At 72.2% G+C, this 25,808-nt stretch carries 25 protein-coding genes; 12 read left to right on the top strand and 13 right to left on the bottom strand.

Annotation, left to right across the window (positions count from 1 at the left end; genetic code table 11):
* Window positions 1–47 precede the first annotated feature (47 nt).
* Window positions 48–1,493: a xylulokinase gene (gene xylB, locus ACZ56V_RS17675; protein ID WP_468943215.1), complete on the bottom strand. Its 1,446-nt coding sequence runs from the start codon at window positions 1,491–1,493 to the stop codon at window positions 48–50.
* Between the two features lie 155 nt (window positions 1,494–1,648).
* Between xylB and xylA the strand changes: the two genes are divergently transcribed.
* Complete coding sequence (gene xylA, locus ACZ56V_RS17670; RefSeq protein ID WP_398911966.1) at window positions 1,649–2,812, top strand: xylose isomerase; 1,164 nt, start codon at window positions 1,649–1,651, stop codon at window positions 2,810–2,812.
* A gap of 160 nt (window positions 2,813–2,972) precedes the next feature.
* On the opposite strand, the gene ACZ56V_RS17665 is transcribed toward xylA, so the two are convergent.
* Both ACZ56V_RS17665 and ACZ56V_RS17660 read right to left on the bottom strand, forming a co-directional pair.
* Window positions 2,973–4,241 carry an SWF or SNF family helicase gene (locus ACZ56V_RS17665; protein ID WP_467381368.1) on the bottom strand — a complete coding sequence of 423 codons (1,269 nt, stop codon included), beginning with the start codon at window positions 4,239–4,241 and terminating at the stop codon, window positions 2,973–2,975.
* Entirely contained in the window at window positions 4,238–7,102 is a 2,865-nt protein-coding gene (locus tag ACZ56V_RS17660; protein ID WP_468943504.1) for a DEAD/DEAH box helicase, read from the bottom strand. Before ACZ56V_RS17660 ends, ACZ56V_RS17665 begins: the two co-directional genes overlap by 4 nt.
* Before the next feature lie 270 nt (window positions 7,103–7,372).
* Between ACZ56V_RS17660 and ACZ56V_RS17655 the strand changes: the two genes are divergently transcribed.
* Window positions 7,373–7,555: a hypothetical protein gene (locus ACZ56V_RS17655; protein WP_059297537.1), complete on the top strand. Its 183-nt coding sequence runs from the start codon at window positions 7,373–7,375 to the stop codon at window positions 7,553–7,555.
* 4 nt (window positions 7,556–7,559) lie between these two features.
* Here the strand turns inward: ACZ56V_RS17655 and ACZ56V_RS17650 are convergent, their stop codons facing one another.
* The 3 genes from ACZ56V_RS17650 to ACZ56V_RS17640 form a co-directional block, all read right to left on the bottom strand.
* On the bottom strand, window positions 7,560–8,951 hold the full coding sequence (locus ACZ56V_RS17650; RefSeq protein ID WP_468943211.1) for a tannase/feruloyl esterase family alpha/beta hydrolase: 1,392 nt from the start codon (window positions 8,949–8,951) through the stop codon (window positions 7,560–7,562).
* A 177-nt stretch (window positions 8,952–9,128) separates the two neighbouring features.
* The gene (locus tag ACZ56V_RS17645; RefSeq protein ID WP_356365187.1) at window positions 9,129–9,971 is read right to left on the bottom strand and encodes a hypothetical protein; all 843 of its coding nucleotides are present in this window, start codon (window positions 9,969–9,971) and stop codon (window positions 9,129–9,131) included.
* A gap of 141 nt (window positions 9,972–10,112) precedes the next feature.
* Window positions 10,113–10,439: a hypothetical protein gene (locus tag ACZ56V_RS17640; RefSeq protein ID WP_468943209.1), complete on the bottom strand. Its 327-nt coding sequence runs from the start codon at window positions 10,437–10,439 to the stop codon at window positions 10,113–10,115.
* A 115-nt stretch (window positions 10,440–10,554) separates the two neighbouring features.
* On the opposite strand from ACZ56V_RS17640, the gene ACZ56V_RS17635 reads away from it, so the two are divergent.
* Complete coding sequence (locus ACZ56V_RS17635; protein ID WP_468943206.1) at window positions 10,555–11,415, top strand: oxygenase MpaB family protein; 861 nt, start codon at window positions 10,555–10,557, stop codon at window positions 11,413–11,415.
* Here ACZ56V_RS17635 and ACZ56V_RS17630 read toward each other — a convergent pair.
* Window positions 11,401–11,925, bottom strand: coding sequence for a PadR family transcriptional regulator (locus tag ACZ56V_RS17630; protein ID WP_468943204.1), 525 nt, complete (start codon window positions 11,923–11,925; stop codon window positions 11,401–11,403). The genes ACZ56V_RS17635 and ACZ56V_RS17630 overlap by 15 nt on opposite strands.
* 123 nt (window positions 11,926–12,048) lie before the next feature.
* Between ACZ56V_RS17630 and ACZ56V_RS17625 the strand changes: the two genes are divergently transcribed.
* Window positions 12,049–12,804, top strand: coding sequence for an alpha/beta fold hydrolase (locus tag ACZ56V_RS17625; RefSeq protein WP_468943201.1), 756 nt, complete (start codon window positions 12,049–12,051; stop codon window positions 12,802–12,804).
* Between the two features lies 1 nt (window position 12,805).
* Here ACZ56V_RS17625 and ACZ56V_RS17620 read toward each other — a convergent pair whose 3' ends face one another.
* Window positions 12,806–13,405, bottom strand: a complete 600-nt coding sequence (locus ACZ56V_RS17620; RefSeq protein WP_398911958.1) for a class I SAM-dependent methyltransferase — start codon at window positions 13,403–13,405, stop codon at window positions 12,806–12,808.
* Between the two features lie 152 nt (window positions 13,406–13,557).
* Here ACZ56V_RS17620 and ACZ56V_RS17615 point away from each other — a divergent pair, with 152 nt between their 5' ends.
* From ACZ56V_RS17615 to ACZ56V_RS17595, 5 genes are all read left to right on the top strand, one after another.
* Window positions 13,558–14,334: an MHYT domain-containing protein gene (locus tag ACZ56V_RS17615; RefSeq protein WP_398911957.1), complete on the top strand. Its 777-nt coding sequence runs from the start codon at window positions 13,558–13,560 to the stop codon at window positions 14,332–14,334.
* A gap of 62 nt (window positions 14,335–14,396) precedes the next feature.
* The gene (locus ACZ56V_RS17610; protein ID WP_468943197.1) at window positions 14,397–16,997 is read left to right on the top strand and encodes a sensor histidine kinase; all 2,601 of its coding nucleotides are present in this window, start codon (window positions 14,397–14,399) and stop codon (window positions 16,995–16,997) included.
* The gene (locus ACZ56V_RS17605) at window positions 16,994–17,431 is read left to right on the top strand and encodes a roadblock/LC7 domain-containing protein (RefSeq protein WP_398912140.1); all 438 of its coding nucleotides are present in this window, start codon (window positions 16,994–16,996) and stop codon (window positions 17,429–17,431) included. The genes ACZ56V_RS17610 and ACZ56V_RS17605 overlap by 4 nt, the downstream gene beginning before the upstream one ends.
* An 18-nt stretch (window positions 17,432–17,449) precedes the next feature.
* On the top strand, window positions 17,450–17,863 hold the full coding sequence (locus ACZ56V_RS17600; protein WP_398911955.1) for a DUF742 domain-containing protein: 414 nt from the start codon (window positions 17,450–17,452) through the stop codon (window positions 17,861–17,863).
* Between the two features lie 61 nt (window positions 17,864–17,924).
* A complete protein-coding gene (locus ACZ56V_RS17595) occupies window positions 17,925–18,530 on the top strand; it encodes a GTP-binding protein (RefSeq protein ID WP_398911954.1) in 606 nt (201 codons plus the stop codon).
* Between the two features lie 28 nt (window positions 18,531–18,558).
* Here ACZ56V_RS17595 and ACZ56V_RS17590 read toward each other — a convergent pair whose 3' ends face one another.
* Complete coding sequence (locus ACZ56V_RS17590) at window positions 18,559–18,987, bottom strand: PPOX class F420-dependent oxidoreductase (protein WP_356372708.1); 429 nt, start codon at window positions 18,985–18,987, stop codon at window positions 18,559–18,561.
* Window positions 18,988–19,092: 105 nt separating this feature from the next.
* Here ACZ56V_RS17590 and ACZ56V_RS17585 point away from each other — a divergent pair, with 105 nt between their 5' ends.
* Both ACZ56V_RS17585 and ACZ56V_RS17580 read left to right on the top strand, forming a co-directional pair.
* Entirely contained in the window at window positions 19,093–19,506 is a 414-nt protein-coding gene (locus tag ACZ56V_RS17585; protein WP_356372706.1) for a roadblock/LC7 domain-containing protein, read from the top strand.
* Window positions 19,507–19,644: 138 nt separating this feature from the next.
* On the top strand, window positions 19,645–20,616 hold the full coding sequence (locus tag ACZ56V_RS17580; RefSeq protein ID WP_467381353.1) for a DUF6397 family protein: 972 nt from the start codon (window positions 19,645–19,647) through the stop codon (window positions 20,614–20,616).
* A gap of 1 nt (window position 20,617) precedes the next feature.
* Here the strand turns inward: ACZ56V_RS17580 and ACZ56V_RS17575 are convergent, their stop codons facing one another.
* Together ACZ56V_RS17575 and ACZ56V_RS17570 are read right to left on the bottom strand one after the other, a co-directional pair.
* Window positions 20,618–21,484 carry an acyl-CoA thioesterase gene (locus ACZ56V_RS17575; RefSeq protein ID WP_356372702.1) on the bottom strand — a complete coding sequence of 289 codons (867 nt, stop codon included), beginning with the start codon at window positions 21,482–21,484 and terminating at the stop codon, window positions 20,618–20,620.
* Between the two features lie 19 nt (window positions 21,485–21,503).
* Window positions 21,504–24,017, bottom strand: a complete 2,514-nt coding sequence (locus tag ACZ56V_RS17570; RefSeq protein ID WP_468943191.1) for a DEAD/DEAH box helicase — start codon at window positions 24,015–24,017, stop codon at window positions 21,504–21,506.
* Window positions 24,018–24,162: 145 nt separating this feature from the next.
* Between ACZ56V_RS17570 and ACZ56V_RS17565 the strand changes: the two genes are divergently transcribed.
* Window positions 24,163–24,957 carry a metal-dependent hydrolase gene (locus tag ACZ56V_RS17565; protein WP_398911951.1) on the top strand — a complete coding sequence of 265 codons (795 nt, stop codon included), beginning with the start codon at window positions 24,163–24,165 and terminating at the stop codon, window positions 24,955–24,957.
* A gap of 20 nt (window positions 24,958–24,977) precedes the next feature.
* Here the strand turns inward: ACZ56V_RS17565 and ACZ56V_RS17560 are convergent, their stop codons facing one another.
* Both ACZ56V_RS17560 and ACZ56V_RS17555 read right to left on the bottom strand, forming a co-directional pair.
* Window positions 24,978–25,250, bottom strand: coding sequence for a type B 50S ribosomal protein L31 (locus tag ACZ56V_RS17560; RefSeq protein ID WP_104632641.1), 273 nt, complete (start codon window positions 25,248–25,250; stop codon window positions 24,978–24,980).
* A gap of 63 nt (window positions 25,251–25,313) precedes the next feature.
* Window positions 25,314–25,784 carry a DUF5709 domain-containing protein gene (locus tag ACZ56V_RS17555; RefSeq protein ID WP_468943187.1) on the bottom strand — a complete coding sequence of 157 codons (471 nt, stop codon included), beginning with the start codon at window positions 25,782–25,784 and terminating at the stop codon, window positions 25,314–25,316.
* Window positions 25,785–25,808 lie beyond the last annotated feature (24 nt).

The following is a 25,808-nucleotide window of genomic DNA, read 5'->3' as shown; positions in this document are numbered from 1 at the left end:
CGTTGGCGTACCGTCCGCCGGCGGCAGGGCCCGCGCGGGGCACGTCCTCAGCGGGCGGTCGCGTCCCGTTCCAGCAGCGGTGCCGCGTCGGAGAGTACCCCGGTGATCCTGTTCAGCGTCGCCCGGTCCCGTTCCACGGCGTCGAGCACCGGTCCTGCGGCCGTGTTCCAACGCCGGGCCACGGCGGCCGCGTCCTCGCCGGTCAGCAGGCCGGCCGCCTGTGCCGCGGCGCCGAGCGCGACCAGCTCCTTGGCCTCCGGGATCTGGACCGGGCGTCCCGACAGCCGCCGTACCGTCTGCTGCCAGGCCGTGCCCCGGGCGCCGCCGCCGATCAGCAGCAGTGGCGCGGACGGGTCCGCGTCGGCGTCCAGGACGAGGTCGAGCGCGCCGAGCAGCGAGTGGACGGCGCCGTCGTACGCGGCCTGGAGCAGCTGGCCGGCGGTCGTGTCGTGCCGCAGCCCGTACAGGAGACCGGAGGAGTGCGGGAGGTTCGGTGTGCGCTCGCCGTCCAGGAAGGGCAGGAACGTGGCGTCGGTGCCCGGCTCGACGGCTTCCCGGTCCAGGCCCAGCAGGGCCGCGACGCGGTCGACGGCGAGCGTGCAGTTGAGGGTGCAGGCCAGCGGAAGCCAGTCACCGCGCGCGTCGGCGAAGCCCGCCACCGTGCCGGTCGGGTCGGCGGGCCGGCGCTGCGACACGGCGTACACCGTGCCCGACGTGCCGAGGCTCATCACCGGGACGCCGGGGCGCAGGCCGAGGCCCAGCGCGGCGGCCGCGTTGTCGCCGGTGCCGGCGGCGACCAGGGTGCCCTTGGAGAACGGCAGGCCGTGGCCGTCGCGCACCGTGCCGGCCACCTCGCCGGGCCGGACGACCCGGGGCAGCAACGCCGGATCGAGTCCCACGCGCGCGAGGATGCCCTCGTCGTACGCCTCCGTGCCCGACGCCCACCAGCCGGTGCCGGACGCGTCGCCGCGGTCGGTGGTCCCTTCGCCGGTGAGGCGCTCGGTGAGGTAGTCGTGGGGGAGCCGTACGGCCTTCACCGCGCGGACCGCGTCCGGCTCCTGCTCGGCCAGCCACGCCCACTTGGTGACCGTGAAGGAGGCGCTGGGGACGCTCCCCGTGCGCTCCGCCCAGGCCTTGGCCCCGCCCAGCTCGTCGATCAGTCGGCGGGCCTGCGGGGCCGAGCGCACGTCGTTCCACAGCAGGGCGGGGCGCACCGGCTCGCCCCGCGCGTCCAGCGTGACCAGGCCGTGCTGCTGCCCGCCGATGGAGACCGCGGCGGCCTCGCGGGCGGCGTCGCCGCACTGGGCCAGGGCCTCGCCCAGCGCTTCCCACCACTGGCGGGGATCGCTCTCGCGGCCGGCCCCGGAGGACACGGTGTGGGGCGCCTGGCCGCTCGCGACGACCTGGCCGGTGGCCGCGTCGACGACCAGTGCCTTGGTGGACTGGGTGGACGTGTCCACGCCGACGACGAGCGGACCCTCGGCTGCTGACATCGGGCTTCTCCCTCTTCCGCGGGTGCTGGGACCCGGCCTTCACTCCTCGGCGGACACCTTGTGCCTTCCCAGGACCGTGTGTGCATACTAATTTGTAAAGCGCCATGACGAAATAGTCGGCAGCGATTGACCGGCAGCGAGTGAGGAGCCGCGGAATGAACTACCAGCCCACTCCCGAGGACAGGTTCACGTTCGGTTTGTGGACGGTCGGCTGGCAGGGCCGTGACCCGTTCGGTGAGGCCACCCGGCGGGCCCTGGACCCGGCGGAGTCCGTGCGGCGTCTGTCGGAGCTGGGCGCGTACGGCGTCACGTTCCACGACGACGACCTGATTCCGTTCGGGTCGAGCGACACCGAGCGCGAGTCGCACATCAAGCGGTTCCGGCAGGCCCTGGACGCGACCGGCATGAAGGTGCCGATGGCGACGACGAACCTGTTCACGCACCCCGTCTTCAAGGACGGCGCCTTCACGGCCAACGACCGGGACGTGCGCCGTTACGCGCTGCGCAAGACGATCCGCAACATCGACCTCGCGGTCGAGCTGGGCGCGAGCGTCTACGTGGCCTGGGGCGGCCGGGAGGGCGCGGAGTCCGGCGCGGCCAAGGACGTGCGGGACGCCCTGGACCGGATGAAGGAGGCCTTCGACCTGCTGGGCGAGTACGTCACCGAGCAGGGCTACGACCTGAAGTTCGCGATCGAGCCGAAGCCGAACGAGCCGCGCGGTGACATCCTGCTCCCGACGGTCGGGCACGCGCTGGCCTTCATCGAGCGCCTCGAACGTCCGGAGCTGTACGGCGTGAACCCGGAGGTCGGCCACGAGCAGATGGCCGGTCTGAACTTCCCCCACGGGATCGCCCAGGCGCTGTGGGCGGGCAAGCTCTTCCACATCGACCTCAACGGCCAGTCGGGCATCAAGTACGACCAGGACCTGCGGTTCGGGGCGGGCGACCTGCGGGCCGCGTTCTGGCTCGTCGACCTGCTGGAGCGGGCCGGGTACGCGGGTCCGCGGCACTTCGACTTCAAGCCGCCGCGGACCGAGGACCTCGACGGCGTGTGGGCGTCGGCGGCCGGCTGCATGCGCAACTACCTGATCCTGAAGGACCGGGCCGCGGCCTTCCGCGCCGACCCGCAGGTGCAGGAGGCGCTGGCCGCGGCCCGGCTGGACGAGCTGGCCCGTCCGACCGCCGAGGACGGTCTCGCCGCGCTGCTGGCCGACCGGAGCGCCTACGACACCTTCGACGTGGACGCGGCCGCCGCGCGCGGCATGGCCTTCGAGCACCTCGACCAGCTCGCCATGGACCACCTCCTCGGCGCCCGCTGACCGCTCCGGCCCCCGTGTGCGTGCTCCGGCCCCCTCCCTCGCGGACGGGGCCGGAGCCCGTCCGGATCGCCGACAGCCCGAATCCACGCGCCCCGGACGGGACGGCGAAGAGAAAGCGCAGGGCCGGGCCAGGCGGCGCTGAACCGGGCCGGGCCCGGTGTCAGGGCTCGTCCCCCGTCGCGAGGGCCGCCGCGGACAGGGCCGTCGCCGGGTCCTGGGCGGCCCCGCCCACGGGGACCCATCGGCCGTGCTCTCCGCGGTACGGCCACCAACGCCCCTCGCGGTCCAGCCGGAGCTGGTGCGGCGCGCCGACGACGGTCCACCGGTTGGCCCGCGCCCGCAACGCCGGCCGCTCGTCCTCCTCCCATGCCGACTCCAGTGCCGCACGCGCGCGTGCGAGCGTGTCACCCTCCACCGCCCACTCCTCCTCGAGCACGGACAGGGCTGCCTCACCCCCGAGCCGCCAGGCGTGTACGGCCACGGCCATTGCCTCTCGCGTGCGCCCCGAACCCGCACCGAGGCGGTCCAGCACATCCGGTCCGGGATCCCCCGCGGCCAAGCGCACCGCGTCCTGCGCCACGGTCGGCTCCGCGGCCATGGCCCGTCGGTCGTGCCCGCCGCGCAGGGCCTCGGCGAGCAGGCGGTGGGCCTCCGCCGCCGTCCGGCAGGCCAGGAAGAACAGGCCGGACGGGTCGACGCCCGGCGGGGAGCCCGCCTCCGTGTCCAGGGACGGAGGCAGCCCCGGGCCGTCCCCGAGGCCGGGCGGCGCGGGCAGGGGAGGCAGCACCTGCCCCGCCGCGTACGCCTCGGCTGCGTCCACACCCTCCGGTCCGGAAGCGACCTCCTGAGCGGGTGCCGAGCCGTGGCTCTGGAGCGCTTCCAGTACGGCGCCCTCCGCGCGGCCCCGCATCAGCAACAGGACGAAGGGATCCTGGTCCAGCAGCCTGGCCACCTGGTAGCAGAGCGCCGCGGTGTGCCCGCAGTGGTCCCAGGCATCGCAGTCGCACTCCGGTTCCAGGTCGCCCATGCCCGGCAGCAGGTCGATGCCGGCCGCCGCGGCGTCCTCCACGAGGTGCGGCGGCATGTCGCGGTCCAGCAGCGCCGCGACATGCCCGGAACGCTCGATCGCCATGTCGACGAAGCGGTCCCACTGCGCGTCGGAGAGTTGCTCCAGAAGAACGTCGGCCCGATGCGCCGTGCGGTCCCGGTCCTGGACGACCGCGGTGATGCGTCCCGGCCGCACCGAGACCGCGCCGACCGCTCCCGCACGCGCGAGCCTGCGCCCCGTCTTCACCTGCGCCGCGTCCATCGCCGCGTCCTCCAGCGACTTCAGCCAGGCGCGACCCCACCAGGTCTGCGCGAAGCCCTGCCCCTGCGCGGGCGGCAGCGCGACGAACGTCCGTTCCGCCTCGTCGTCGTACCGAGTCATCGCGTACCCCCTCGCAGTTCGACCAGGTCGGCCAGTTCCGCGTCCGTCAGTTCCGTGAGCGCCGCGTCGCCCGAGCCCAGAACGGCGTCGGCGAGTTCCCTCTTGCGGTTCAGCAGGGCGGCGATGCGGTCCTCGATGGTCCCCTCCGTGATCAGCCGGTGCACCTGCACGGGGCGGGTCTGACCGATGCGGTAGGCACGGTCGGTGGCCTGCGCCTCGACGGCCGGGTTCCACCAGCGGTCGTAGTGCACGACGTGCTCCGCGCGCGTGAGGTTCAGTCCCGTGCCCGCCGCCTTCAGCGACAGCAGGAAGACCGGGACCTCGCCGTCCTGGAACCGCCGCACCAGCGACTCCCGCGCGGTGACGGACGTGCCGCCGTGCAGGAACATCGACGACACGCCCCGCGCGGCCAGGTGCTGTTCCAGGAGCCGTGCCATCTGCACGTACTGCGTGAAGACCAGCACGCTCGCCTCCTCGGCGAGGATCGTGTCGAGCAGCTCGTCCAGCAGTTCCAGCTTCCCGGAGCGACCGGTGATCTTCGGCCGGTCCTCCTTGAGGAACTGTGCCGGGTGGTTGCAGATCTGCTTGAGGCTCGTCAGCAGCTTCACGATCAGGCCGCGCCGTGCCATGTGGTCCGCCCCGGCGATCTCCGCGAGCGCCTCGCGCACCACCGCCTCGTACAGGCCCGTCTGTTCCGCCGTCAGCGACACGGGATGGTCCGTCTCGGTCTTCGGCGGCAGCTCCGGTGCGATCCCGGGGTCCGATTTGCGGCGCCGCAGCAGGAAGGGCCTGACGAGCCGGGCCAGTCGCTCCGCCGCCACCGGGTCGTGTCCGCCCTCGACGGCCTGGGCGTAGTGCCGGCGGAAGCCGCCGAGCCGGCCCAGCAGCCCGGGTGTGGCCCAGTCGAGGACGGCCCACAGTTCCGAGAGGTTGTTCTCCACCGGGGTGCCGGTGAGCGCCACGCGCGCGCGGGCGCCGATGGAGCGCAGTCGCCGCGCGGTCTCGGAGTAGGGGTTCTTCACGTGCTGCGCCTCGTCCGCCACGACCATGCCCCACGGCACGGCGGAGAGCCGGTCGGTGTCCAGGCGCATGGTGCCGTAGGTCGTCAGCACGAACTCGCCGTCCGCGAGGTCGTCGAGGTCGCGGCGGGTGCCGTGGAAGCGGCGTACGGGCGTGCCGGGCGCGAACCGCTCGATCTCCCGCTGCCAGTTGCCCATCAGGGAGGTCGGGCAGACCACCAGGGTGGGACCGGCGGCGTCCGCGTCCGTCTGCCGGTGCAGATGCAGGGCGATCAGGGTGATGGTCTTCCCGAGCCCCATGTCGTCGGCGAGACAGCAGCCGAGGCCCAACGACGTCATGCGGACCAGCCAGTTGAGGCCTCGTCGCTGGTAGTCGCGCAGCGTGGCCTCCAGGGCGGCGGGCTGCGCCACGGCCTCCTGGGTCTCGGGGTCGGCGAGGCGCTCCCGCAGGGTCGCCAGCCACCCCGTGGGACGCACCTCCACACGGCGCCCGTCGACCTCCGTCGAGCCCGTCAGGGCGGCGGCGAGCGCGTCGACCGGCGTGACCTTGCGGTCCTGCCGGGCACGGGCCCGGCGGGCCTCCTCGGGGGCGACGAGCACCCACTGGTCGCGCAGGCGCACGACCGGGCGATTGGCCTCGGCGAGCAGGTCAAGCTCCTCGCGCGTGAGGCCCTCGCCGCCCAGGGCGAACGTCCAGTTGAAGGCGAGCAGCGCGTCGGCGGACAGGAACGACGCGCCGGCCTCGGACGCAGCGGTACGCGGCTCGGGATCGCCGTCGGGTGGTCCCACCTCGGCGCGCTCGGTCAGGTCGCGGGCCAGCTCCCTCGGCCAGTGCACGTCCACTCCGGCGCCGGCGAGCGCACGGGAGCCGGGTCCGAGCAGCTCGGCGACCTCCTCGTCGGTGAGCTCGACCGCGTCCGGTACGGCCGCCGACAGCAGGGGCGTGAGCGAGGGCCAGGCCCGTGCCGCCCGGCGCAGGGCGAGCAGGGCGTCCATCCGCGCGCGCGTGCCGAACGCGGCGCCCACGGTGCCGGCCCACACCTGAGCGGTGTCGGCGACGAGCGCGGGATCACTGACGCTGTGCACCTGGGGCACAGCCCGGAACGCCGGCCGGGCGTCCTGGGGAGCCGCGGCCGACAGCCCCCGCACCTCGATACGCAGTGACAGCCGTACGCCCGTGTCGTGCCCCGCGGCGACGTCCAGGGCCCATTCGCGCAGCTCGGGCGAGAGCCGGGGCTCCCTCGAGGCGTAGGCGGGCCCGGCCGTCAGGAGTTCGGCGGCGGGGGAACGGGGCAGCGTGTCCGCGACGGCGTCCAGGAAGGAACGCACCAGATGTTCCGGATCGGGCAGGCGCGGGGGACCCGTGTCGTCGACCGGGACCGCGTGCGCCTCGGGCGGCATGGCCGCGGCGAGATGGCGGACCCGCTCGGTCTCCTCCGCGCCCAGCGGGCCCGCGCGCCAGGCGTCGTGCCCGCCCGCGGACAGGCCGGGCAGCAGCAGCCCCCGGGCCACGAGATGCAGGGCCTCGACCGCGACCACTCCCCAGAACACCGACGCCCGATGTCCGTCCGCACGGGCACGCGCGCGTGTGAGCACCGGCAGGGCGGCCCGCACCGGGAGCAGCACCGCCGGCACGCTCACCGCTTCCACGCCTTCGTCGTCGGGCAGTACGACCGTCAGGCATCCCGCGGTCCCCGAGGGGACGGTGCCGGGCGCTTCGCCGTCGGGCCGCCAGAAGGCGACTGTGCCGGTGCGTGCTGGATCGCCGGGCAGGAAGACGGCGCAGCAGTCGACGAGTGCGGTGATCTCGGAGGGGGTCGGAAGAGCGTTCTGCGCAGCGATGACGTATTCCTCAAATTTGACTAGCCGGGGCGCGGCGGCCGAGTATATGCGATCACTGAACTCTTGGGCTGCGATTGGTTTGTGGCATGGCTCACTCTTCGGATGGGGAGGTGTCTCCCGGAGCCCCCGGACTCAGTCGGGACGACGAGCTCTCAGGGGCGTCTAAGGGTCGGTCCTCAGGGAGTTCTCAGGGTCGCGCCGCGGAACCGGCGGGAGCGCGGGTCCGTTTTCAGGACAGAGAGCGGCAGTGGCCGCGAAGGAGGCGACATCATGTCGAAGAACGCCAAGGTCGCAGCGGGGGGTGTGGCGGTCGGGCTCATCCTGCTGATCTGGCTGCCCTGGTGGGCCGCCCTGCTGATAGTTCTGGGAGTCCCGGCCGCCGCTTACCTCACCCTCGACCCGTCACAGCGGCGCAGGCTGCGCCGTGTCTCGCGCAAGGAGATAGGCCGCTGAGGCGCTAACGCCGCGTCGTGGCCGGCTCGGTCAGGGCGCAGGAGTTCAGCACGTCGCCGTTCGAGGGTTCACCGACCGTGTGGTCCACCGGTGGCGGAGTGCCCCGCTCCACCCACCCGGTCAGCACGTCGAACGCGGAACGGAAACAGGGGAGGATCGGCCGCAGCCTGTCGGGATACGTGTCGTACAGTCCGTCGACGTGGGTCCCGCCCCCGACCGTGTAGTAGCGGTGCAGCCGGCCGCGCCCGCTCGCGTCGACCATCCGTGCGTACACGTCGGAGTCGGCGGCCTTCGGAAGCAGCGCGTCCAGATCGCCGTGCAGTGTGATCAGCGGCTTCCCGATGCGTCCGGTCAATGCCACCCGTGCCACCGCGCGGTGGACGGAGGCAGGACGGGTCGCGTAGTCGTACGTCGCGTCGGACGGGCAAGGCGCCAGTATCTCCTCGGCGGAGGACCCGGCGGTGGGCCCGGGGCAGTAGGGGTCGTAGGCCGGGTCGAACTCGGCTCGGTAGATCTTCTGCGTCACGCCCCAGTAGGCCTTCTCGTGGTACGGCCACAGAAACTCCGAACCGCGCGCGAACCCCACCGCGTACAGGTCCTCGTCCCGGGCCGTGCCCAGCGTCCGGGCCACCGTCGCCGGAAGAGAGGTGAGCAGTCCGGGGCCGTCCTCGGCCCACAGCGCCCCCTCCCAGTCCACGCCGCCGTCGTAGAGCTCGGGGTGGTTCTCCAACTGCCAGCGGGTGAGATAGCCGCCGTTGGAGATGCCGGCGACGTACGTGCGCCGCGGGGCGTGCCCGTAGCGCCGGGCGGCGGCCTGCCGGGCGGCCCGGGTGAGCTGGGTGGTCCGTGCGTTCCACTCCGCGACCGCGTCTCCGGGCCGCTTGCCGTCCCGGTAGAAGTCCGTTCCGCTGTTGCCCTTGTCGGTCGCGGCGTACGCGTACCCCTGCGCCAGTACGCGGTCGGAGATCGCCTTGTCCGTGGCGTACTGCTTGCGGGTGCCCGGCGCCCCCGTCACGACCAGGCCGCCGTTCCAGTGGTCCGGCAGCCGGATCACGAACTGGGCGTCGTGCCGCCAGCCGTGCGTGGTGTTGAAGCGCGAGGAGTCCGGGAAGTACCCGTCGACCTGGATGCCGGGAACCCCGGACGGTGTCCGTGTCCCCCTCGCCGTCAGCCCGGCCTGGTCCGCGAGGTCGGTGTACGGGGTGCCCGCCAGTCCCGTGGTCGTCAGGTCGGCCAGGCAGGTGCTGCGCTGCACAGCCGCGCCCGGCACCCGCACGCGCTCCTTCCGGGCGCAGTGTGCGCCGGTGTCGGCGGCCGTGGCGGTGGGAGACGGCCCGGTGAGCGAGACGGCGGTCAGGACGGCGGCGAGGAACGGGACACCACGGGGCAGACGCATCAGGTCCTCCGAGCGATGGGGGAGTGGAGCCGAGGGCTGCCCCATCGTGCGGGTCCGCCACGACCTGCTCCATGGGCTGGAGCCACATCTGTGGAGCGTGGGTCATGGCGGTTGAAGACAGTCGGGGACGCCTGCTTCCCCTGGGCCGAGGGGTGGGGGCGCCTTCCGTGTCCCGGGTCAGCTCGGCCGTACGGCCATCTTGTCGAGGGCTTCCAGGAGTCCGGGCAGCGACGGTCCCCGCCCCACCGGCAAAACCTCACCGGGCTCCTCGTCGAGCAGGACGAACGCGATGTCGTCGGTCCTGGCGACGAGCGACCAGCCGGGGCCGTCCGCACGCAGCGTCCGCGCGTCTCCCGGCGCGAACGAGGACCGGACCCGGCCGAGCGGCGGCGGTGTGCCGATGTAGCCGCGGGCCTCCGCGAGGACCCGTCGGACACCCTCGTGCCGGAAGGTTTCGGCGCCGGTCGGGTCGTCCACGGCGACGGCCTCGTCCACGGTGTCGCCGCCCGGCGTCGGGAACTCCGCGTCGTCGATCTGCTCCCGCCACTGGGCCCACTGCAGGGCGATCTCGTCGGCCCCCAGACGGCGCTGCGCCGGACCCCAGACAGTGGTGTCCGGCGGGCACAGCGCGGGCTGGTCGGTGGACTCGGGTCCCGGGTCGTGCGGTTCGGGCACACCGGGTGCCGCCACGGCGACCGCGAGGGGCCAGCCGGGCAGCGCCGTGACGACCGTTCGCTCGTCCGGGGACAGGTCGTACTCCATGCCGCAGTCCCAGGACGCCACGGCGACCGCGACCAGGGAGACGTCGTCGATGACGACGGTCCACCGGGCGCCGTCGCCGTCCTGGCCGAGCACCAGGCCGTAGCCGTCGGCCAGCGGTGGGAGACCGAGCGCGGCGCACGCCTCCGGGTAGTCGTCGCCCAGCACACTCGGGAACTTCGCCGGCGTCAGCAGCACCGCCGTGAGCACGTAGAGCGCATCGTCCGCGGCGGCGACGGCGTCCTCGTCCGTCCCAGCCATCCCATCCTCCCCATCGGTTCGTCCAATGGCGGGCACCCTAGTGCTCCCGGGAAGCCCTTGTCACGATTCCCGGACGCACCCGAGCTGCAGCTTTCCGGTTGGACGGGGGCGAATCGCCACACGGCACCCGGGGTGCGACGCTCAGCTCGCGGGCAGACCGAGGAGCGCGCGAGCCACGTCCCGCGGGGGCTCGTCCCGTTCCCGCGCGAGGGCGATCACGGCCCGGCACGCCAGTTCGTTGACCCCGAACGACAGGGCCTCCGGCGACACGCGGCCCGCCGCCTCGTCGATCCGGTCCTGATCGTCGTCCACACACGCCGAGACATAAGCGGCCGCGGCCTCGAAGAGGTTGTGCGAGCGGGGACCGCCTCCCGCGTTCCCCTCCTTGTTCTGCTCCGTGCGCCGAGCGGTGCGGGATCTGTCCCAAGCCTCGCGAATCCTGCCGAACAAGCGGACCACCCTCCCCATGCGATCATCCTGACCGACCGTGCATCTCTCGCTGCTCAACGTAGAGTTGAAGCCTCGACGACAGAAGGGGGCGGTCAGGGTGCGGCGGTTCGAACTACTGGCACGGATCCGGCGCATGGATCCCTACGAGGACGCCTCGGAGATCTATCGGCTCTCCTCGGCCTACGAGTTCCCCTGGGACTTCGCCCGCGCCCTGGAGCTGGCGCTCTACCGCACCTACGCCGTGCCGAGCATCGGCCGGCTGCTCGCCGAGACGGCGGAGTTCACCGACCGGCCCCAGAAGCGGTACGACGACACGGCGCTGCTGCTCGACGCCGTGGTCGAGCACGGAGTCGACAGCGAGCAGGGTCGCACGGCCATCCGGCGCATCAACCGGATGCACCGCAGCTACGACATCACCAACGACGACATGCGGTACGTCCTGTGCACGTTCGTCGTGATCCCCAAACGCTGGATCGACACCTACGGGTGGCGCAGGATGTCGCGCCACGAGACCGTCGCCTCCGCCGTCCACTACCGCACGCTGGGACGGCACATGGGTATCAGGGACATTCCCGGTTCCTACGAGGAGTTCGAAGCCTGTCTCGACGCCTACGAGGAGGCCCACTTCGCCTGGGACGAGGGCGCGCGCCGCGTCTCCGACGCCACGCTCGACCTCATGGCGTCCTGGTATCCCCGCCCTCTCGCGCCGATCCTGCGCACCGGGACCCTCGCCCTGCTCGACGAGCCCCTGCTGCGGGCCTTCGGCTACACCCCGCCGCGCCCCGCCGCTCGCGCGGCCGTGCGCCACGCCGTCAGACTGCGCGGACGCGTGGTCCGTCTGCTGCCGCCGAGGCGTGCCCCGCACCACGCCCGTCAGAACCGGGAGATCAAGGGCTACCCGAACGGCTACCGGCTGGCCGATCTGGGCACCCGTCCGGTTCCCGGCGTCCGGGGCTGCCCGGTCCGCCACATCGGCGCGTCAGCCGCCGAGTGAAGCGATCGTCTCCTCCAGCCAGCTGAGTTCGGCCCGCGAGGTGGCCCTCGCGACGATCAGTACGCCACGCCGGAAGGGGTCGTCCAACTCCTCCGCGCCCAGCGGGCGGTCACCGTCGTAGAAGAAGCTCGCGGGCTCCTCCAGGAAGGCGAGCCGTCGGCGCAGTACAGCGGCCTGGGCGGGGGCGTCCTCCAGATGCCGGAGGAAGGCGAGCACCGTGAACCAGCGGTTCTCGTCGGTGATGTCGCGCTGAACGGGTTCGGCGAGCCGTCGGCGCAGCTCCCGTCGCCCCTCCTCGGTCAGGCTCAGCACATGACGCGGCGCGGCCACGGAGCCGGGCTGTGTGGTGCGCGCCAGGAGGCCCGCCTTCTCCAGACGCTTGATCGCGGGGTAGAGCGTGCTCTCGGCGACCGGCCGCACGTGTCCCGTCAATGCGGTGATGCGCTTGCGCAGCTCGTAGCCGTGCAGTGGGGAGTCGTAGAGGAAACCGAGGACGGCGAGCTCCAGCATGCCCGCATTATCTCCCACTGCGCTCGCGGCTTCCGTCTCGGTGTACATCGGTCGCGCTATACATCGGTAGCGATGTATCCTCAGAAGAAGCAAGGGAAGCGTGGCACTCCACAGGGGGACGGTTTGAACGAGGCACGGTTCGACGACAAGGGGAGTCGCATTCGCTGGACGGAGACGCCCGGCGAGGGACCCGCGCGCGTGTACGTGCACGGGCTCGGCTCGGTCTCCTCCGTGTACCACGCCCACATCGCGGCGCGTGCGGAACTGGCGGGGCGGCGCAGCCTCTTCGTCGATCTGCCGGGCCACGGCATCAGCGACCGCCCGGAGCACTTCGGGTACACACTGGTCGACCACGCCGACGCGCTGGCCGCCGTTCTGGACGAGGCGGGACTGGCCGGAGCCGAACTGGTCGCGCACAGCATGGGTGGTGCCGTGGCCGTCGTCCTCGCCCACCGGAGGCCGGAACTGGTCTCCCGCCTGGTCCTCACGGAGGCCAACCTCGACGCTGCCCCGCCGCCGACCGCGGGCAGCAGCATCATCGCCTCCTACGAGGAGGACGATTTCGTCCACGGCGGCCACGCGCGCGTGCTGGAGGCCGTCGGCCCCCAGTGGGCGGCGACGATGAGGCTGACGGATCCACGCGCCCTGCACCGCTCCGCGGTCGGGCTGTGCCGGGGATCGGATCCCGTAATGCGCACCCTTCTCGAAGGGCTCACGGTCGAGCGCGTGTACCTCCAGGGAGGACTCAGCGGCGAACTGGAGGGCCGGGAGTCCCTGGAGGCCGCGGGCGTGCGGGTGACGACCGTGCCGGGAGCCGGGCACAACGTCATGCTCGACCGCCCCGACGCGTTCGTGGCGGCGGTCGCCGGACGGGGCTGACTCAGCCCGCGCGGGTCGCCAGGGCCAGGAACCGGGCGTCCTCGTCGACGTACGCCGTCATGTCCCATCCGGAACCGGCCAGCAGCGGACGGAGGTTGCGCTCGGCGCGCAGATCGTCCGGCGTGAGTTGCCGTCCCTGCCGGGCCGCGAGCGCCGCCCGGCCGATCGGGTGGAACAGCGCCAGCACACCACCGGGACGCACGACGCGCGCCAACTCCCGCAGATTCCCGGCGGGGTCGGGCAGGTGCGCGACGAGACCCGCCGCGAACACCGCGTCCAGCACCCGGGAACGCAGGGGCAGCGCGGCCACGTCGGTCAGCAGCAGGCGCCCGTCACGGTCCCTGCCGGCCCGTACGGCGGCCTGGAGCATGGCAGGAGTCAGATCGGCCCCGACGACCAGCCCCGCCGGCCCCACGGCTGTACGCAACGGGGGCAGGGCCCGGCCGGTGCCGCACCCCGCGTCCAGTACGCGATCGCCTTCGCGCAGCCCCAGCTCGGCGACCGCGGCCGTGTAGGCCGGACCGTCGTCGGGGAACCGCCGGTCCCAGTCGGCGGCCCGGGAGCCGAAGAACTCCTGTACGTGCGTGTGGTCGTCGCTCATGCCTCGCATGATGTCTCAAGAGCACGGAAGATGCCGCAGCGCACATGTTCGAGCGTGACGCGATCGTTCCAGCGCCTCTCTGCGTCAGATAGCAGCACCTTTCGAAATGCGCCCCCGTTGTGCGCCCCGTTCGGGACTAGCGTCCCTGGGCCATGGGACACCTGGACCACGCCGCCCTGGGCTGGCTGACACCCGCGCTGTCGTACGCGATGGCCTGTACCGGCGCGGCCCTCGGACTGCGCTGCACCGTGCGCGCGCTGGCCGCCACCGGGCGCACACGCCGCAACTGGCTGCTGACCGCGGCCTCGGCGATCGGCACGGGCATCTGGACGATGCACTTCGTCGCCATGCTCGGCTTCCGGGTCAGCGGCACCGACATCCGGTACGACGTACCGCTCACCCTCGTGAGTCTGCTCGTCGCCGTGCTCGTCGTCTGCGCGGGCGTCTTCGCCGTCGGCTACGGCCGCAACCGGGTGCGAGCACTGCTGCTCGGCGGACTCACCACGGGGTTCGGTGTCGCGAGCATGCACTATCTCGGCATGGCGGCCATGCGCCTGCACGGCGAGGTGAACTACGACCCGGTACGTGTAGGACTCTCCGTGCTCATAGCCGTCGCAGCCGCCACCGCGGCCCTGTGGGCGGCGCTCAACACCGAGTCGCCCCTCGCGGTCACCCTCGCCTCGCTGATCATGGGGGCGGCGGTGAGCAGCATGCACTACACCGGCATGTTCGCGGTGAGCGTGCGCGTCACGCCCTCCGGCGAGCCACTGCCCGGGGCCACGGCGATGCAGTTCATCTTCCCCCTCGCCGTCGGCCTCGGGTCCTACCTCTTCCTGACGTCGGCCTTCGTCGCGCTGTCGCCGACGGCCGGGGAGGGCGGGGCGTCCACCTCGGCCAGGCAGCAACCCGCTGGGAGCGCCGCCCCGTAACGGCGGACCCGGGCCGCAGGGCCCGGCGACAACGCACCGACCCCGTCCCGAGCGAGGAGGCCATGCGCCCGCCCCGAGCCACCCCCGTACCTCCCACGCCCGAAGCAGGCGTCGGGACGCCGCCCCAGACTCCCCAGCCCTCCGTTCGCGGCCGACGCGCGCATGCCGGAGCACCCGCCGACGAGGGTCCGGCCGAGCCCCCCGGCGAGGCGGGCGGCCCGTCCACCACGCGCGCGTGGCCCGGGCGCCTGCAGCCCCGCACCGTGCGCGCCAGGATCGTCTGCCTCCTGATGGTGCCCGTCGTCTCCCTCCTCGCCCTGTGGGCGTACGCCACCGTCACCACCGCCCAGGACATCTCCCGGCTACGGCAGGTCCAGCGCGTGGACGCCCGGGTCCGGGTCCCCGTGAGCGCCACCGTCGCCGCCCTGCAGACCGAGCGGCTCGCGGCCGTCCGTCACGCCACCGACCCGTCGTCGGTACCGGGTGCCGACTTCCGGGAACTGACCGCGCGCACCGACCGCGCGGTGGGAAAGCTGCGGCTCGGCGACCACCACACCGTGGCCGACAGCGAGGAACTGCCCGCCGGAGTGGCCCGGCGGCTCGAGGCGTTCGTCGCCGGGGCCGAAGGACTGGGGTCGCTGCGCACCGCCGTCCTCGACCGCCGCGCGGACTGGGAAGAGGCCTACCGCCGCTATACGGCAGCCATCTCGACGGCCTTCCACGTGGGCGGCGCGCTGAGCGGTGTTCAGAACACCGATCCGGGCTCCGACGCGCGCGTCCTGGTCGAGTTCGCGCGCGCGGGCGAGGCACTGGCCCAGGAGGACGCCCTGCTGGCCGGTGCCCGCCTGGCCGACGGACTCGCCGGTGCGCGACTGCGTCTGTTCACCGGCGCAGTCGACACCCGCCGGACGCTGACCGAGTCCGCCGTCGCCGATCTGCGCGGCGACGAACGCGCGGCCTGGCGGGACCTTGCCCACAGCGATGCCTACCTGGCCGTGGGCGCCACGGAGGACCGGCTGCTCGACAGCGGTTCGCGGGGAGGCACCGTCGAGGCGACGGCACCCCGGTCCGCCTGGGAAGAGGCGCACCCGCGCATACGGGACGGCATGCGGGCCATCGAGCGGGACGCCGGGCGTTCGGTCGCCGACCGGACCGACCCGTTCACCCGCGGTGTGCTCACTCCGGCCGGGGCCGCGGTCCTCTTCGGCCTCCTCGCCGTCGCCGCGTCGCTCGTCATCTCCGTCCGCATCGGCCGTGGCCTGGTGGTGGAACTGGTGAGCCTGCGCGACAGCGCCCTGGAGATAGCCCGGCACAAACTCCCCGAGGCGATGCGCAGGCTGCGCGCGGGGGACGAGATGGACATCCGGTCCGAGGCACCGCCCCGGCCTCCTGCCGAGGACGAGGCGGGGCAGGTCGCCGAGGCCCTGGCCAGCGTGCACCGGGCAGCCCTGCGCGCCGCGGTGGAACGTGCCGAACTCGCCGGCGGCATCGCCGGGGTCTTCGTCAACCTCGCCCGCCGCAGCCAGATCCTCGTCCACCGTCAACTGAGCCTTCTGGACAGCATGGAACGTCGTTCCGACGACCCGAACGAACTCAGCGACCTCTTCCGGCTCGACCACCTCACCACCCGCATGCGGCGCCACGCCGAGAGCCTGATCATCCTCTCCGGTGCGGCACCAGGCCGCGCCTGGCGGATACCGGTCTCTCTGACCGACGTGGTCCGTGCCGCCGTCTCCGAAATCGAGGACTACGCGCGCGTGGAGGTACGACAGCTCCCCGAGGCGTCCGTCAAGGGCGCCGCCGTCGCCGACGTCACCCACCTCCTGGCCGAGATCATCGAGAATGCCGCCCAGTTCTCGCCACCCCACACGCGTGTGCGGGTCACGGGCGAACCCGTGGGCAACGGCTACGCGATCGAGGTCGAGGACCGCGGTCTCGGCATGGGCAAGGACGCCCTCGCCGAGGCCAACCACCGCATCGCACGGTCCGAGACGCTCGACTTGTTCGACAGCGACCGGCTCGGCCTGTTCGTCGTCAGCCGACTCGCCGCGCGGCAGGACATCAAGGTGCACCTCAAGACTTCCCCCTACGGCGGTACCACCGCAGTCGTCCTCCTGCCCACCGCCCTTCTGCACGGCGAAACGGCGGCAACTCCTCCGGAGGCGGCACAGGAGGCGGCCCGGCCCGAGGAGCACCTGTACGCGCGTGTCCCCGGTGCTGCCGGGGGGCAGGGCCCCGTAACCGCGCCGGTCGACCGGCCGGCACTGGCATCCGCGGCACCGACGGGGACGCGCACCACCACAGCCGGCCGGCCTCCGGGAGCGCCCGCGCTGCGACTGCACCGGTCCTCCGACGACCCCGATGCCTCCCGAGCCCCCGCGAAGAGCGGCGGCTCACGCCCACCGCAGCCGACCGGGGAGGCCGACGACCTTCCCCGCCGGGTCCGGCAGGCCAGTCTCGCCCCCCAACTGCGCGACGGGGGCCCCGTGGGCCCTGCGCGGCCCGGCCCCGCGCGCGGCGACGAGGAGCGCACCCCCGAGGCCGTGCGGGACCGCATGGCCGCCTACCGCGACGGCTGGTCGCGCGGCGGTGGCCGTCGCCCCGGCCGCCCGGCACCGCCGGAGCCGCCGACCGGCGACCGTACCGAAGGAGACCCCGCATGATCCAGAATCCCGGCACGGGAACCGCCCGGCGGACCCGCGAACTCGACTGGCTCCTGGACGACCTCGTCGGACACGTGCACGAGGTGCGGCACGCCGTGGTGCTGTCGAACGACGGGCTCGCCGTGGGCGCGTCGAACGACCTGGGCCGCGAGGACGCCGAGCACCTCGCCGCCGTCGCCTCCGGCTTCCACAGCCTGGCCAAGGGGGCGGGCCGCCACTTCGGCGCCGGGGGCGTGCACCAGACCATGGTCGAGATGGACGACGGGTTCCTGTTCGTGGCCGCGGCGGGAGACGGCTCCTGCCTCGCCGTCCTCACCGCCGTGACCGTGGACATCGGTCTCGTGGCCTACGAGATGGCACGGCTGGTGAGACGCGTCGGCGAGCACCTGCACACCGCGCCACGTGCCGCCGCCCGACCACCCTTCGGCGCATGACCGGGAAGGGCCCCGAGGATGACCGACGAGATCACGGGCGGCGACCGGGAAGGCCGGGGCAGCCAGTGGTACGACAAGGAGGCCGGACCCCTCGTCCGCCCCTACGCGATGACCGGCGGCCGCACCCGGCCGGGCCCCTCGGGAGTGCGGTTCGACCTGATCGCCCTCGTCACGCGCGCGGTCGGCGCACCGGACGTCGACACCACCGTGCTCGGACCGGAACACCGCACCCTGATCGGCCTGTGCCGCACGGAGACCCAGTCGGTCGCCGAGCTCGCCGCCGACGCGGATCTGCCCGTGGGTGTCGTCAGGGTGCTCCTCGGCGACCTGGTGGAACTGGGGTGCGTGACGGTCAGCCGCCCCGTGCCGCCGGCGCAGTTGCCCGACGAACGGATCCTGCGCGAAGTGATCGACGGACTGCGCGCACTGTAGAGAAGCCCGAAGGACCACGACCGGCACCCACGTGCACCACCCGCACCGAGAGAAGTGATCGATGGTCTCCGAACGCTTTGACGCCACGGACGGCGACACGACCGCGCTGGCGCTGAAGATCCTGGTCGCCGGAGGGTTCGGCGTGGGCAAGACCACCCTGGTGGGCGCCGTCAGTGAGATCAGGCCGCTGCGCACGGAGGAACTGCTCAGCGAGGCCGGACGGCTGGTGGACGACACGGACGGCGTCGACCGGAAGGTCACCACGACCGTCGCCATGGATTTCGGCCGCATCACCATCCGTTCCGGCCTCTCCCTCTACCTCTTCGGCACGCCGGGACAGGACCGGTTCTGGTTCCTCTGGGACGAACTGGCGCAGGGCGCGCTCGGCGCCGTCGTCCTCGCGGACACCCGGCGCCTGGCGGACTGCTTCCCCGCGGTGGACTACTTCGAACACCGGCACATCCCGTTCGTGGTGGCCGTGAACTGCTTCACGGGAGCACGCCGCCACGACGAGCACAGCGTCCTGCGGGCTCTCGACCTCGACCCGGGAACGCCCGTGGTGCTGTGTGACGCCCGGGACCGCGACTCGGGGAAGGAGGTGCTGATCCGGCTCGTCGAGTACGCCGGGCGGATGCACACCGCCCGGCTCCTCGACTCCGTTCGCTGACCGGGCCGGCGCCAGGACAGGGAGGCCGTCAGTCCGCCACCGACTTCTGGGCCAGGACCTTGTCCACGGTGACACGGACGAGGAGTTCGCCCGGGACGCCGTTGCGCGCCCCGAACTCCTCGGCCCGTTCCTCGCCCATGTAGCGGGCGGCGATGCGGGCGGCCCAGTGCCGCAGTTCGCCGAGGTCCTCCGAGATCCGCGCACGCCCCTGCAGCACGACGAAGTCGAAGGGCGGCCGGTCGTCGTCCACGCACAGGGCGACACGGCCGTCACGGACCAGATTGCGCCCCTTCACGGTGTCCTTGCCGGTGTTGAACACCAGGTCGTCCCCCTCCAGCAGGAACCAGATCGGCGCCACGTGCGGGCTGCCGTCGGCCCGAACGGTCGAGAGCTTTCCGGTGCGGGTGCCGTCCGAGACGAACGCCCGCCATTCCTCATCGGTCATCTTCTGTGCCATGCCCCCATCCTCCTTGCCCGGAGCACGGGCGTGGTGAAGGCTGGCGGACGGATCCCCCGGCCAGGGGGAGGCAACGCGTACGGGGAGACACGGGGAGATCCGATCATGGTGCAGAACCAGGGACTGGGCTGGTTGCTCGACGACCTGACCACGCGCGTCGAACACGTACGGCACGCGTTGGTCCTGTCCAACGACGGACTGGTGACCGGTGCGAGTACGGGCCTGCGACGCGAGGACGCCGAGCATCTCGCCGCCGTCTCGTCCGGACTGCACAGCCTGGCCAAGGGCTCGGGCCGTCACTTCGGCGCCGGTCAGGTACGGCAGACGATGGTCGAGTTCGACGAGGCCGTGCTGTTCGTCACCGCCGCGGGTTCGGGCAGTTGCCTGTGCGTGCTCAGCGGGGCGGAGGCCGACATCGGGCAGATCGCGTACGAGATGACACTGCTCGTGAACCGGGTGGGCGAGCACCTCGACGTCGACGCGCGGCAGCCGGGACGGATATCGCCCACCCAGCCCTGACCTGCGCTTTCGATGTCCCCGGTGGTCGGCCGCAGAGTTATCCACAGGCTCGTCACGGATGCCGCGGCAGCGGCTACGGTTTTTTGTGTCAGCGGGCGCGGACGGCGCCGGCCACACACTCCACGGGGGAGACGCATCATGTCCGGCAACACCATCACGCACGGGGTCGCCCCGGTCGACGAGCCGACCGGCACCACCCGGGGCGCCTCGGTCGCACTCCATCGCGCGGCCCGGGAACTGGGCCTCAGGCGAAGCGAGTTCGACCTCGCTGTGCAGCTCGGCCGGGTCCGTACGGTACCCGACGACGGAGGAGGCGGGCGGCGCGTCCCCCGCGGCGAGATCGACCGGATCCGGGCGTCGGACGGTTTCCCCGAGGTGCTCCGGGCCGGTGTCCGGGCCGTCGGGACCACGGAGGGCGCGGCCCTCATGGACGTGACCACGGCCCGGTTCACCCGTCTCGCGCGGCTGGGACTGCTGGTGCCCGTGAAGTTCTACGTCAACCGGTACCGCGCCGTCGTCTGGCTGTATCTGGCGGAGGAGCTGCGGCAGTTCAGGGCCGACGGGCGCAACACCGCACTGCTGAAGGGCCGCACACCCGAAGGACTGCGGGACCAGCTGGAAGAAGGGCTTGACCTGCGTCCTCGCAACTGGCGGGGAAGGCATCTCGGATTCCTGCTCCGGCAGGCTGACGACCCCTGGGCCCGGGCCGCGGCGATTGCGTCGCTGCTCGGCGCCGCCGAGATCTCGGACGTCGTCACCGATCCCTACGAGCGCTCCCATCTGCGCCGGTTCCGCCCCGCACCCGCTACGCACGGCTCACCGGGCTCCCCGGCCGCGCAGCTCGCCGAGGAGCTCCTGACGGCCGCCGACCCGGACGAGGTCGACTGGCTCCGCTCGGACCTGGCGGCCGCTGTGGACACGGCCCGCCGACACCGTCCGGCCCCCCGCCCGGCCCTGCACGCCGTGCCTGGCCCGCGCGGTCCGCGATCCGTACAGGGCGAGACGGCACAATCAGGGCGGCCCGAGGCGGAGCACCCCGCGCCGCCCGAGGCGGAGCACCCCCGAGGGTTGAGCGGCCTGATCGGCAGGCTCTGGCGCAGAGACTCCTGACCTACAGAGCCCGGAAAAGCCCTTCCTGCACCACGGACACCAGCATGCGTCCCTCCGTGTCGTAGATCCGCCCACGGGCCAGCCCGCGCCCACCGGTCGCGATCGGCGACTCCTGGTCGTACAGGAACCACTCGTCGGCCCGGAACGGCCGGTGGAACCACATGGCGTGGTCCAGCGACGCCATGTCGAACCCCCGGGGACCCCACAACGGCTCCACCGGGATGCGCACCGCGTCCAGGAGCGTCATGTCACTGGCGTAGGTCAGGGCGCAGGTGTGCACGAGCGGATCGTCGCCGAGCGGCCCGACCGCGCGCATCCACACGGCGCTGCGCGGCTCGGCGCCCTCGACCTCCTCGGCACTCCACCGCAGCCGGTCGACGTAGCGGATGTCGAAGGGCTGACGGCGCGCCATGCGCTCGAACTGCTCCGGCAGCGTACCCAGGTGCTCCCGGACCTCGTCGGTGACCGTCGGCAGGGACTCCGGATCGGGGACCTTGCGGGCCGGCGGCAGCTGGTGCTCGAAACTCCCCTGCTCAGGCTTGTGAAAGGAGGCGGTGAGCGTGAAGATCGTGCGGCCCTGCTGCACCGCGGTGACCCGGCGGGTGGTGAACGACCGTCCGTCCCGGTCCCGTTCGACCTGGTACACGATCGGCACGCCAGGGCGTCCGGGACGCAGGAAGTACGCGTGCAGCGAGTGCACCGGGCGGTCGCCGTCGGTGGTGCGGCCCGCGGCGACCAGCGCCTGGCCGGCCACTTGGCCGCCGAAGACCCGCTGCAGCGACTCCTCGGGGCTTCGGCCACGGAAGATGTTGACCTCGATCTGCTCCAGGTCAAGGAGGGCGACGAGGCTCTCGGCCGGATTCGTCATGGGTGGGGTTCTCCTGTGCTCACAGCTGGCCGACATCGGAGACACGGACGACCGCACGGCCCTCCGTGTCCGAGGCGGTGAGATCGACCTCCGCACTGATGCCCCAGTCGTGGTCGTCGTTCGGGTCGTCGAAGATCTGCCGCACGCGCCACAGCCCGTTCTGCGGCTCCTCCTCGATGATCAGCAGCTTCGGACCGCGCGCGTCCGGGCCGGTGCCGAGGTCGTCGTACTCGTCCCAGTACTTGTCCATGGCCTCGCCCCACGCGTCGGCGTCCCAGCCCGCGTCGGCGTCCATCTCGCCCAGCTCACCGACCTGGTCCAGGGCAGCCAGCTCGACACGGCGGAACATGGCGTTGCGGACCAGCACACGGAAGGCGCGCGCGTTGGCGGTGACCGGCCGTACCTGATCGGCCTTCTCCTGCGCCTCCTCGGCGGTCATCTCCTCCGGGTTGGCGAGCTGCTCCCACTCGTCGAGGAGACTGGAGTCGACCTGGCGCACCATCTCGCCGAGCCACTCGATCAGGTCCTGGAGGTCCTCGGACTTCAGATCGTCCGGCACGGTGTGGTCGAGGGCCTTGTAGGCGCTCGCCAGGTAGCGCAGCACGATGCCCTCGGTGCGGGCCAGTTCGTAGTGGGAGACCAGCTCCGTGAAGGTCAGTGCCCGTTCGTACATGTCACGGATGACCGACTTCGGGGACAGCGGGTGGTCCCCGACCCAGGGGTGGCTCCTGCGGTACGTGTCGTAGGCGTGGAAGAGCAGCTCCTCCAAGGGCTTCGGGTACGTGATGTCCTGGAGGCGCTCCATGCGCTCCTCGTACTCGACGCCGTCCGCCTTCATCGCGGCCACGGCCTCACCACGCGCCTTGTTCTGCTGGGCGGCGAGGATCTGCCGCGGGTCGTCCAGCGTGGACTCCACGACCGACACCATGTCCAACGCGTACGACGGCGACTCCGGGTCCAGCAGTTCGAAGGCGGCCAGGGCGAACGTGGACAGCGGCTGGTTCAGCGCGAAGTCCTGCTGGAGGTCCACCGTGAGACGCACGACGCGCCCCTCCGCGTCCGGCTGGTCGAGCTTCTCCACGATGCCGCCGTCCAGCAGCGAACGGTAGATGGCGATGGCCCGCCGGATGTGCCTGAGCTGCTGCCGGCGCGGCTCGTGGTTGTCCTCCAGCAGGTGCCGCATCGCGGAGAAGGCGTCGCCAGGACGGGCGATCACCGACAGCAGCATGGTGTGCGTGACCCGGAAGCGGGACGTCAGGGGTTCCGGCTCCGAGCCGATGAGCTTGTCGAACGTGCTCTCCGACCAGGCGACGAACCCCTCGGGAGCCTTCTTCCGGACGACCTTCCGCCGCTTCTTCGGGTCGTCACCGGCCTTGGCGAGCGCCTTCTCGTTCTCGACGACGTGCTCGGGCGCCTGGGCGACCACGAACCCCTCCGTGTCGAACCCGGCCCGCCCGGCCCGCCCGGCGATCTGGTGGAACTCCCGGGCCCTCAGCGTGCGCACCCGGGTGCCGTCGTACTTGGTCAGCGCCGTGAACAGCACGGTACGGATCGGGACGTTGACGCCCACGCCGAGCGTGTCCGTTCCGCAGATCACCTTCAGCAGGCCGGCCTGCGCGAGTTTCTCCACCAGCCGCCGGTACTTGGGCAGCATGCCGGCGTGGTGGACCCCGATGCCGTGCCGCACGTAGCGGGAGAGATTGCGGCCGAACTTCGTGGTGAAGCGGAAGTTGCCGATGAGGTCGGCGATCCGCTCCTTCTCCTCGCGCGTGCACATGTTGATGCTCATCAGCGCCTGTGCCCGCTCCACGGCCTGCGCCTGGGTGAAGTGCACGATGTACACGGGGGCCTGCCGGGCCGCCAGAAGATCGGTGAGCGTCTCGGTGAGCGGTGTGTAGCGGAATTCGTAGGAGAGCGGCACCGGCCGGGTGGCCGAGCGGACCACCGCGGTGGGACGGCCGGTACGGCGCGCGAGGTCCTTCTCGAAGAAGGAGACGTCACCGAGCGTCGCCGACATCAGGACGAACTGGGCCTGCGGCAGTTCCAGCAGGGGAATCTGCCAGGCCCAGCCGCGGTCCGGCTCCGCGTAGAAGTGGAACTCGTCCATGACGACCTGGCCGATGTCCGCGTGCTTGCCGTCACGCAGCGCGATGGACGCCAGGACCTCGGCCGTGCAGCAGATGACGGGGGCGTCGGAGTTCACGGAGGCGTCGCCGGTCAGCATGCCCACGTTCTCGGTGCCGAAGATCTTGCACAGCTCGAAGAACTTCTCCGACACCAGCGCCTTGATCGGTGCCGTGTAGAAGGTGACCTCGTCCCGGGCCAGGGCGGCGAAGTGCGCGCCCGCCGCGATCATGCTCTTGCCGGAGCCGGTGGGCGTCGACACGATCACGTTCGCGCCGGAGACCACCTCGATCAGCGCCTCCTCCTGGTGGGAGTAGAGCGCGAGACCGCGTTCCTGGGCCCACGCCTCGAAGGCTTCGTACAAGGCGTCGGGGTCGGCGGTCCGCGGCAGCTGATCGATGAGGGTCACGCCCCCATCTTGCCTGCCCCGGGCCGCGATGGGGGAATCGGCTGTCCGTGTGAAGATCACGAACGCTACGCTGGGTCGCCGACGCGGCAACAGCGGACCCAAACAACTGCACAGCGGCACACGAGGAATGGGGCGGGCAACGGCGATGATGGGACCAGCACACTCACTGTCGGGCGCCGCGGCGTGGCTCGGCGTCGGGGCGGCGACCGCCGCCGCGGGACAGCCGATGCCCTGGCCGGTGCTGCTTGCCGGAGCCCTGATCTGCGCCGGAGCGGCGCTCGCCCCGGACCTCGACCACAAGGCTGCCACCATTTCCCGGGCCTTCGGACCGCTCTCCCGGGGTCTGTGCGAGATCGTCGACAAGCTGTCCTACGCCGTCTACAAGGCCACGAAGAAGGCGGGCGACCCGCGCCGCTCCGGCGGACACCGCACCCTGACGCACACCTGGCTGTGGGCGGTCCTGATAGGCGGGGGCGCGTCGGTCCTGGCCATCACGGGCGGCCGTTGGGCGGTGCTGGCGATCCTCTTCGTGCACATGGTGCTGGCCATCGAGGGGCTGCTCTGGCGGGCCACCCGCGGCTCCAGCAGCGACGTGCTGGTCTGGCTGCTGGCCGGGACCAGCGCGTGGATCCTCGCCGGCATCCTGGACAAGCCGGACGGCGGCGCGGACTGGCTGTTCACGGCGCCCGGCCAGGAGTACCTGTGGCTGGGGCTGCCGATCGTGCTCGGCTCGTTGGTGCACGACATCGGGGACGCGCTGACCGTTTCGGGCTGCCCGATACTCTGGCCGATACCGGTGGGACGCAAGCGGTGGTACCCGATCGGTCCGCCGAAGGCCATGCGGTTCCGGGCGGGCAGCTGGGTGGAGCTGAAGGTGCTGATGCCGGTGTTCATGCTGCTCGGGGGAGTGGGCGGCGCGGCGGCGCTCAACTTCATCTGACCGACGCGGGCCCGGCCGGCTCAGCCGGTTTCCCCGGTGTCCTGCCCCTCGCCCGCGCCGTAACGCCGTTCGAAGCGGGCGACGCGGCCCTCCGAGTCCACCGTTCGCGCCTTGCCCGTGTAGAAGGGGTGGCTCTCCGAGGAGATCTCCACGTCCACCACCGGGTAGGTCTCGCCGTCGTCCCACGCGATGGTCTGGTCGCTGGTCGCGGTGGACCGGGTCAGGAAGGCGTACCCGGCACTGCGGTCACGGAAGACGACGGGCCGGTAGTCGGGGTGCTTGTCCTGCTGCATGGCTGCTCCTCGTACCGCACGGTTCATGGGAGCGACGGCAGGGGGCTGCCGCCGCGAATGGTGTCAGCCGGGCAGGGAGTCCTCGTCGACCACGTGCATCGCGGCCTCCTCGGCGGAGGCGGCCGCGCCGTCGATGCCCACGTCCATGGCGACCAGCGCCGGCTCCTCGTCCTCGTGCGCCCCTTCGTCGGGCGCCACGAGCCGGCCGGAGCGGCCCGCGCCGACCTCTTTGTCCAGCAGTTCCCCGTCGGTGCCGTCGGAGTCGCCCAGCCCGTCACCGTCGGGCGCGAGCTCGTCCGGCCGCTCCTCGGCGAGCCGCTGGTCCAGCGTTTCGCCGCGGCGGCGTTCGGCGGCGGTCACACCGGTGTGCTCCACCGCCCAGGGGCGCTCGGGCGGGGACCAGCCCCGGTCGAGGGGATCGTCGACACCGTCCTCCTCGAGGGTGTCCTCACCGTCGAGCAGCCCGGTGTCCTCCCGCTGCTCGGATCCGTCGGGCTGGTAGACGTCATCTCCCCATCCGTCGACGCTGTTCACGGATACCTCCAGGGGGTGGGGACC

The sequence above is a fragment of the Streptomyces sp. NPDC034099 genome (assembly GCF_055575415.1).
This window is presented reverse-complemented; position numbering and strand designations above follow the sequence as displayed.

What these genes read in the sequence shown, in the direction of transcription:
- xylB (WP_468943215.1), bottom strand. Translation starts at nt 1,493, where the DNA reads ATGTCAGCAGCCGAGGGTCCGCTCGTCGTCGGCGTGGACACGTCCACC.
- xylA (WP_398911966.1), top strand. Translation starts at nt 1,649, where the DNA reads ATGAACTACCAGCCCACTCCCGAGGACAGGTTCACGTTCGGTTTGTGG.
- ACZ56V_RS17665 (WP_467381368.1), bottom strand. Translation starts at nt 4,241, where the DNA reads ATGACTCGGTACGACGACGAGGCGGAACGGACGTTCGTCGCGCTGCCG.
- ACZ56V_RS17655 (WP_059297537.1), top strand. Translation starts at nt 7,373, where the DNA reads ATGTCGAAGAACGCCAAGGTCGCAGCGGGGGGTGTGGCGGTCGGGCTC.
- ACZ56V_RS17650 (WP_468943211.1), bottom strand. Translation starts at nt 8,951, where the DNA reads ATGCGTCTGCCCCGTGGTGTCCCGTTCCTCGCCGCCGTCCTGACCGCC.
- ACZ56V_RS17645 (WP_356365187.1), bottom strand. Translation starts at nt 9,971, where the DNA reads ATGGCTGGGACGGACGAGGACGCCGTCGCCGCCGCGGACGATGCGCTC.
- ACZ56V_RS17640 (WP_468943209.1), bottom strand. Translation starts at nt 10,439, where the DNA reads ATGGGGAGGGTGGTCCGCTTGTTCGGCAGGATTCGCGAGGCTTGGGAC.
- ACZ56V_RS17635 (WP_468943206.1), top strand. Translation starts at nt 10,555, where the DNA reads ATGGATCCCTACGAGGACGCCTCGGAGATCTATCGGCTCTCCTCGGCC.
- ACZ56V_RS17630 (WP_468943204.1), bottom strand. Translation starts at nt 11,925, where the DNA reads ATGCTGGAGCTCGCCGTCCTCGGTTTCCTCTACGACTCCCCACTGCAC.
- ACZ56V_RS17620 (WP_398911958.1), bottom strand. Translation starts at nt 13,405, where the DNA reads ATGAGCGACGACCACACGCACGTACAGGAGTTCTTCGGCTCCCGGGCC.
- ACZ56V_RS17615 (WP_398911957.1), top strand. Translation starts at nt 13,558, where the DNA reads ATGGGACACCTGGACCACGCCGCCCTGGGCTGGCTGACACCCGCGCTG.
- ACZ56V_RS17610 (WP_468943197.1), top strand. Translation starts at nt 14,397, where the DNA reads ATGCGCCCGCCCCGAGCCACCCCCGTACCTCCCACGCCCGAAGCAGGC.
- ACZ56V_RS17605 (WP_398912140.1), top strand. Translation starts at nt 16,994, where the DNA reads ATGATCCAGAATCCCGGCACGGGAACCGCCCGGCGGACCCGCGAACTC.
- ACZ56V_RS17600 (WP_398911955.1), top strand. Translation starts at nt 17,450, where the DNA reads ATGACCGACGAGATCACGGGCGGCGACCGGGAAGGCCGGGGCAGCCAG.
- ACZ56V_RS17595 (WP_398911954.1), top strand. Translation starts at nt 17,925, where the DNA reads ATGGTCTCCGAACGCTTTGACGCCACGGACGGCGACACGACCGCGCTG.
- ACZ56V_RS17590 (WP_356372708.1), bottom strand. Translation starts at nt 18,987, where the DNA reads ATGGCACAGAAGATGACCGATGAGGAATGGCGGGCGTTCGTCTCGGAC.
- ACZ56V_RS17585 (WP_356372706.1), top strand. Translation starts at nt 19,093, where the DNA reads ATGGTGCAGAACCAGGGACTGGGCTGGTTGCTCGACGACCTGACCACG.
- ACZ56V_RS17580 (WP_467381353.1), top strand. Translation starts at nt 19,645, where the DNA reads ATGTCCGGCAACACCATCACGCACGGGGTCGCCCCGGTCGACGAGCCG.
- ACZ56V_RS17575 (WP_356372702.1), bottom strand. Translation starts at nt 21,484, where the DNA reads ATGACGAATCCGGCCGAGAGCCTCGTCGCCCTCCTTGACCTGGAGCAG.
- ACZ56V_RS17565 (WP_398911951.1), top strand. Translation starts at nt 24,163, where the DNA reads ATGATGGGACCAGCACACTCACTGTCGGGCGCCGCGGCGTGGCTCGGC.
- ACZ56V_RS17560 (WP_104632641.1), bottom strand. Translation starts at nt 25,250, where the DNA reads ATGCAGCAGGACAAGCACCCCGACTACCGGCCCGTCGTCTTCCGTGAC.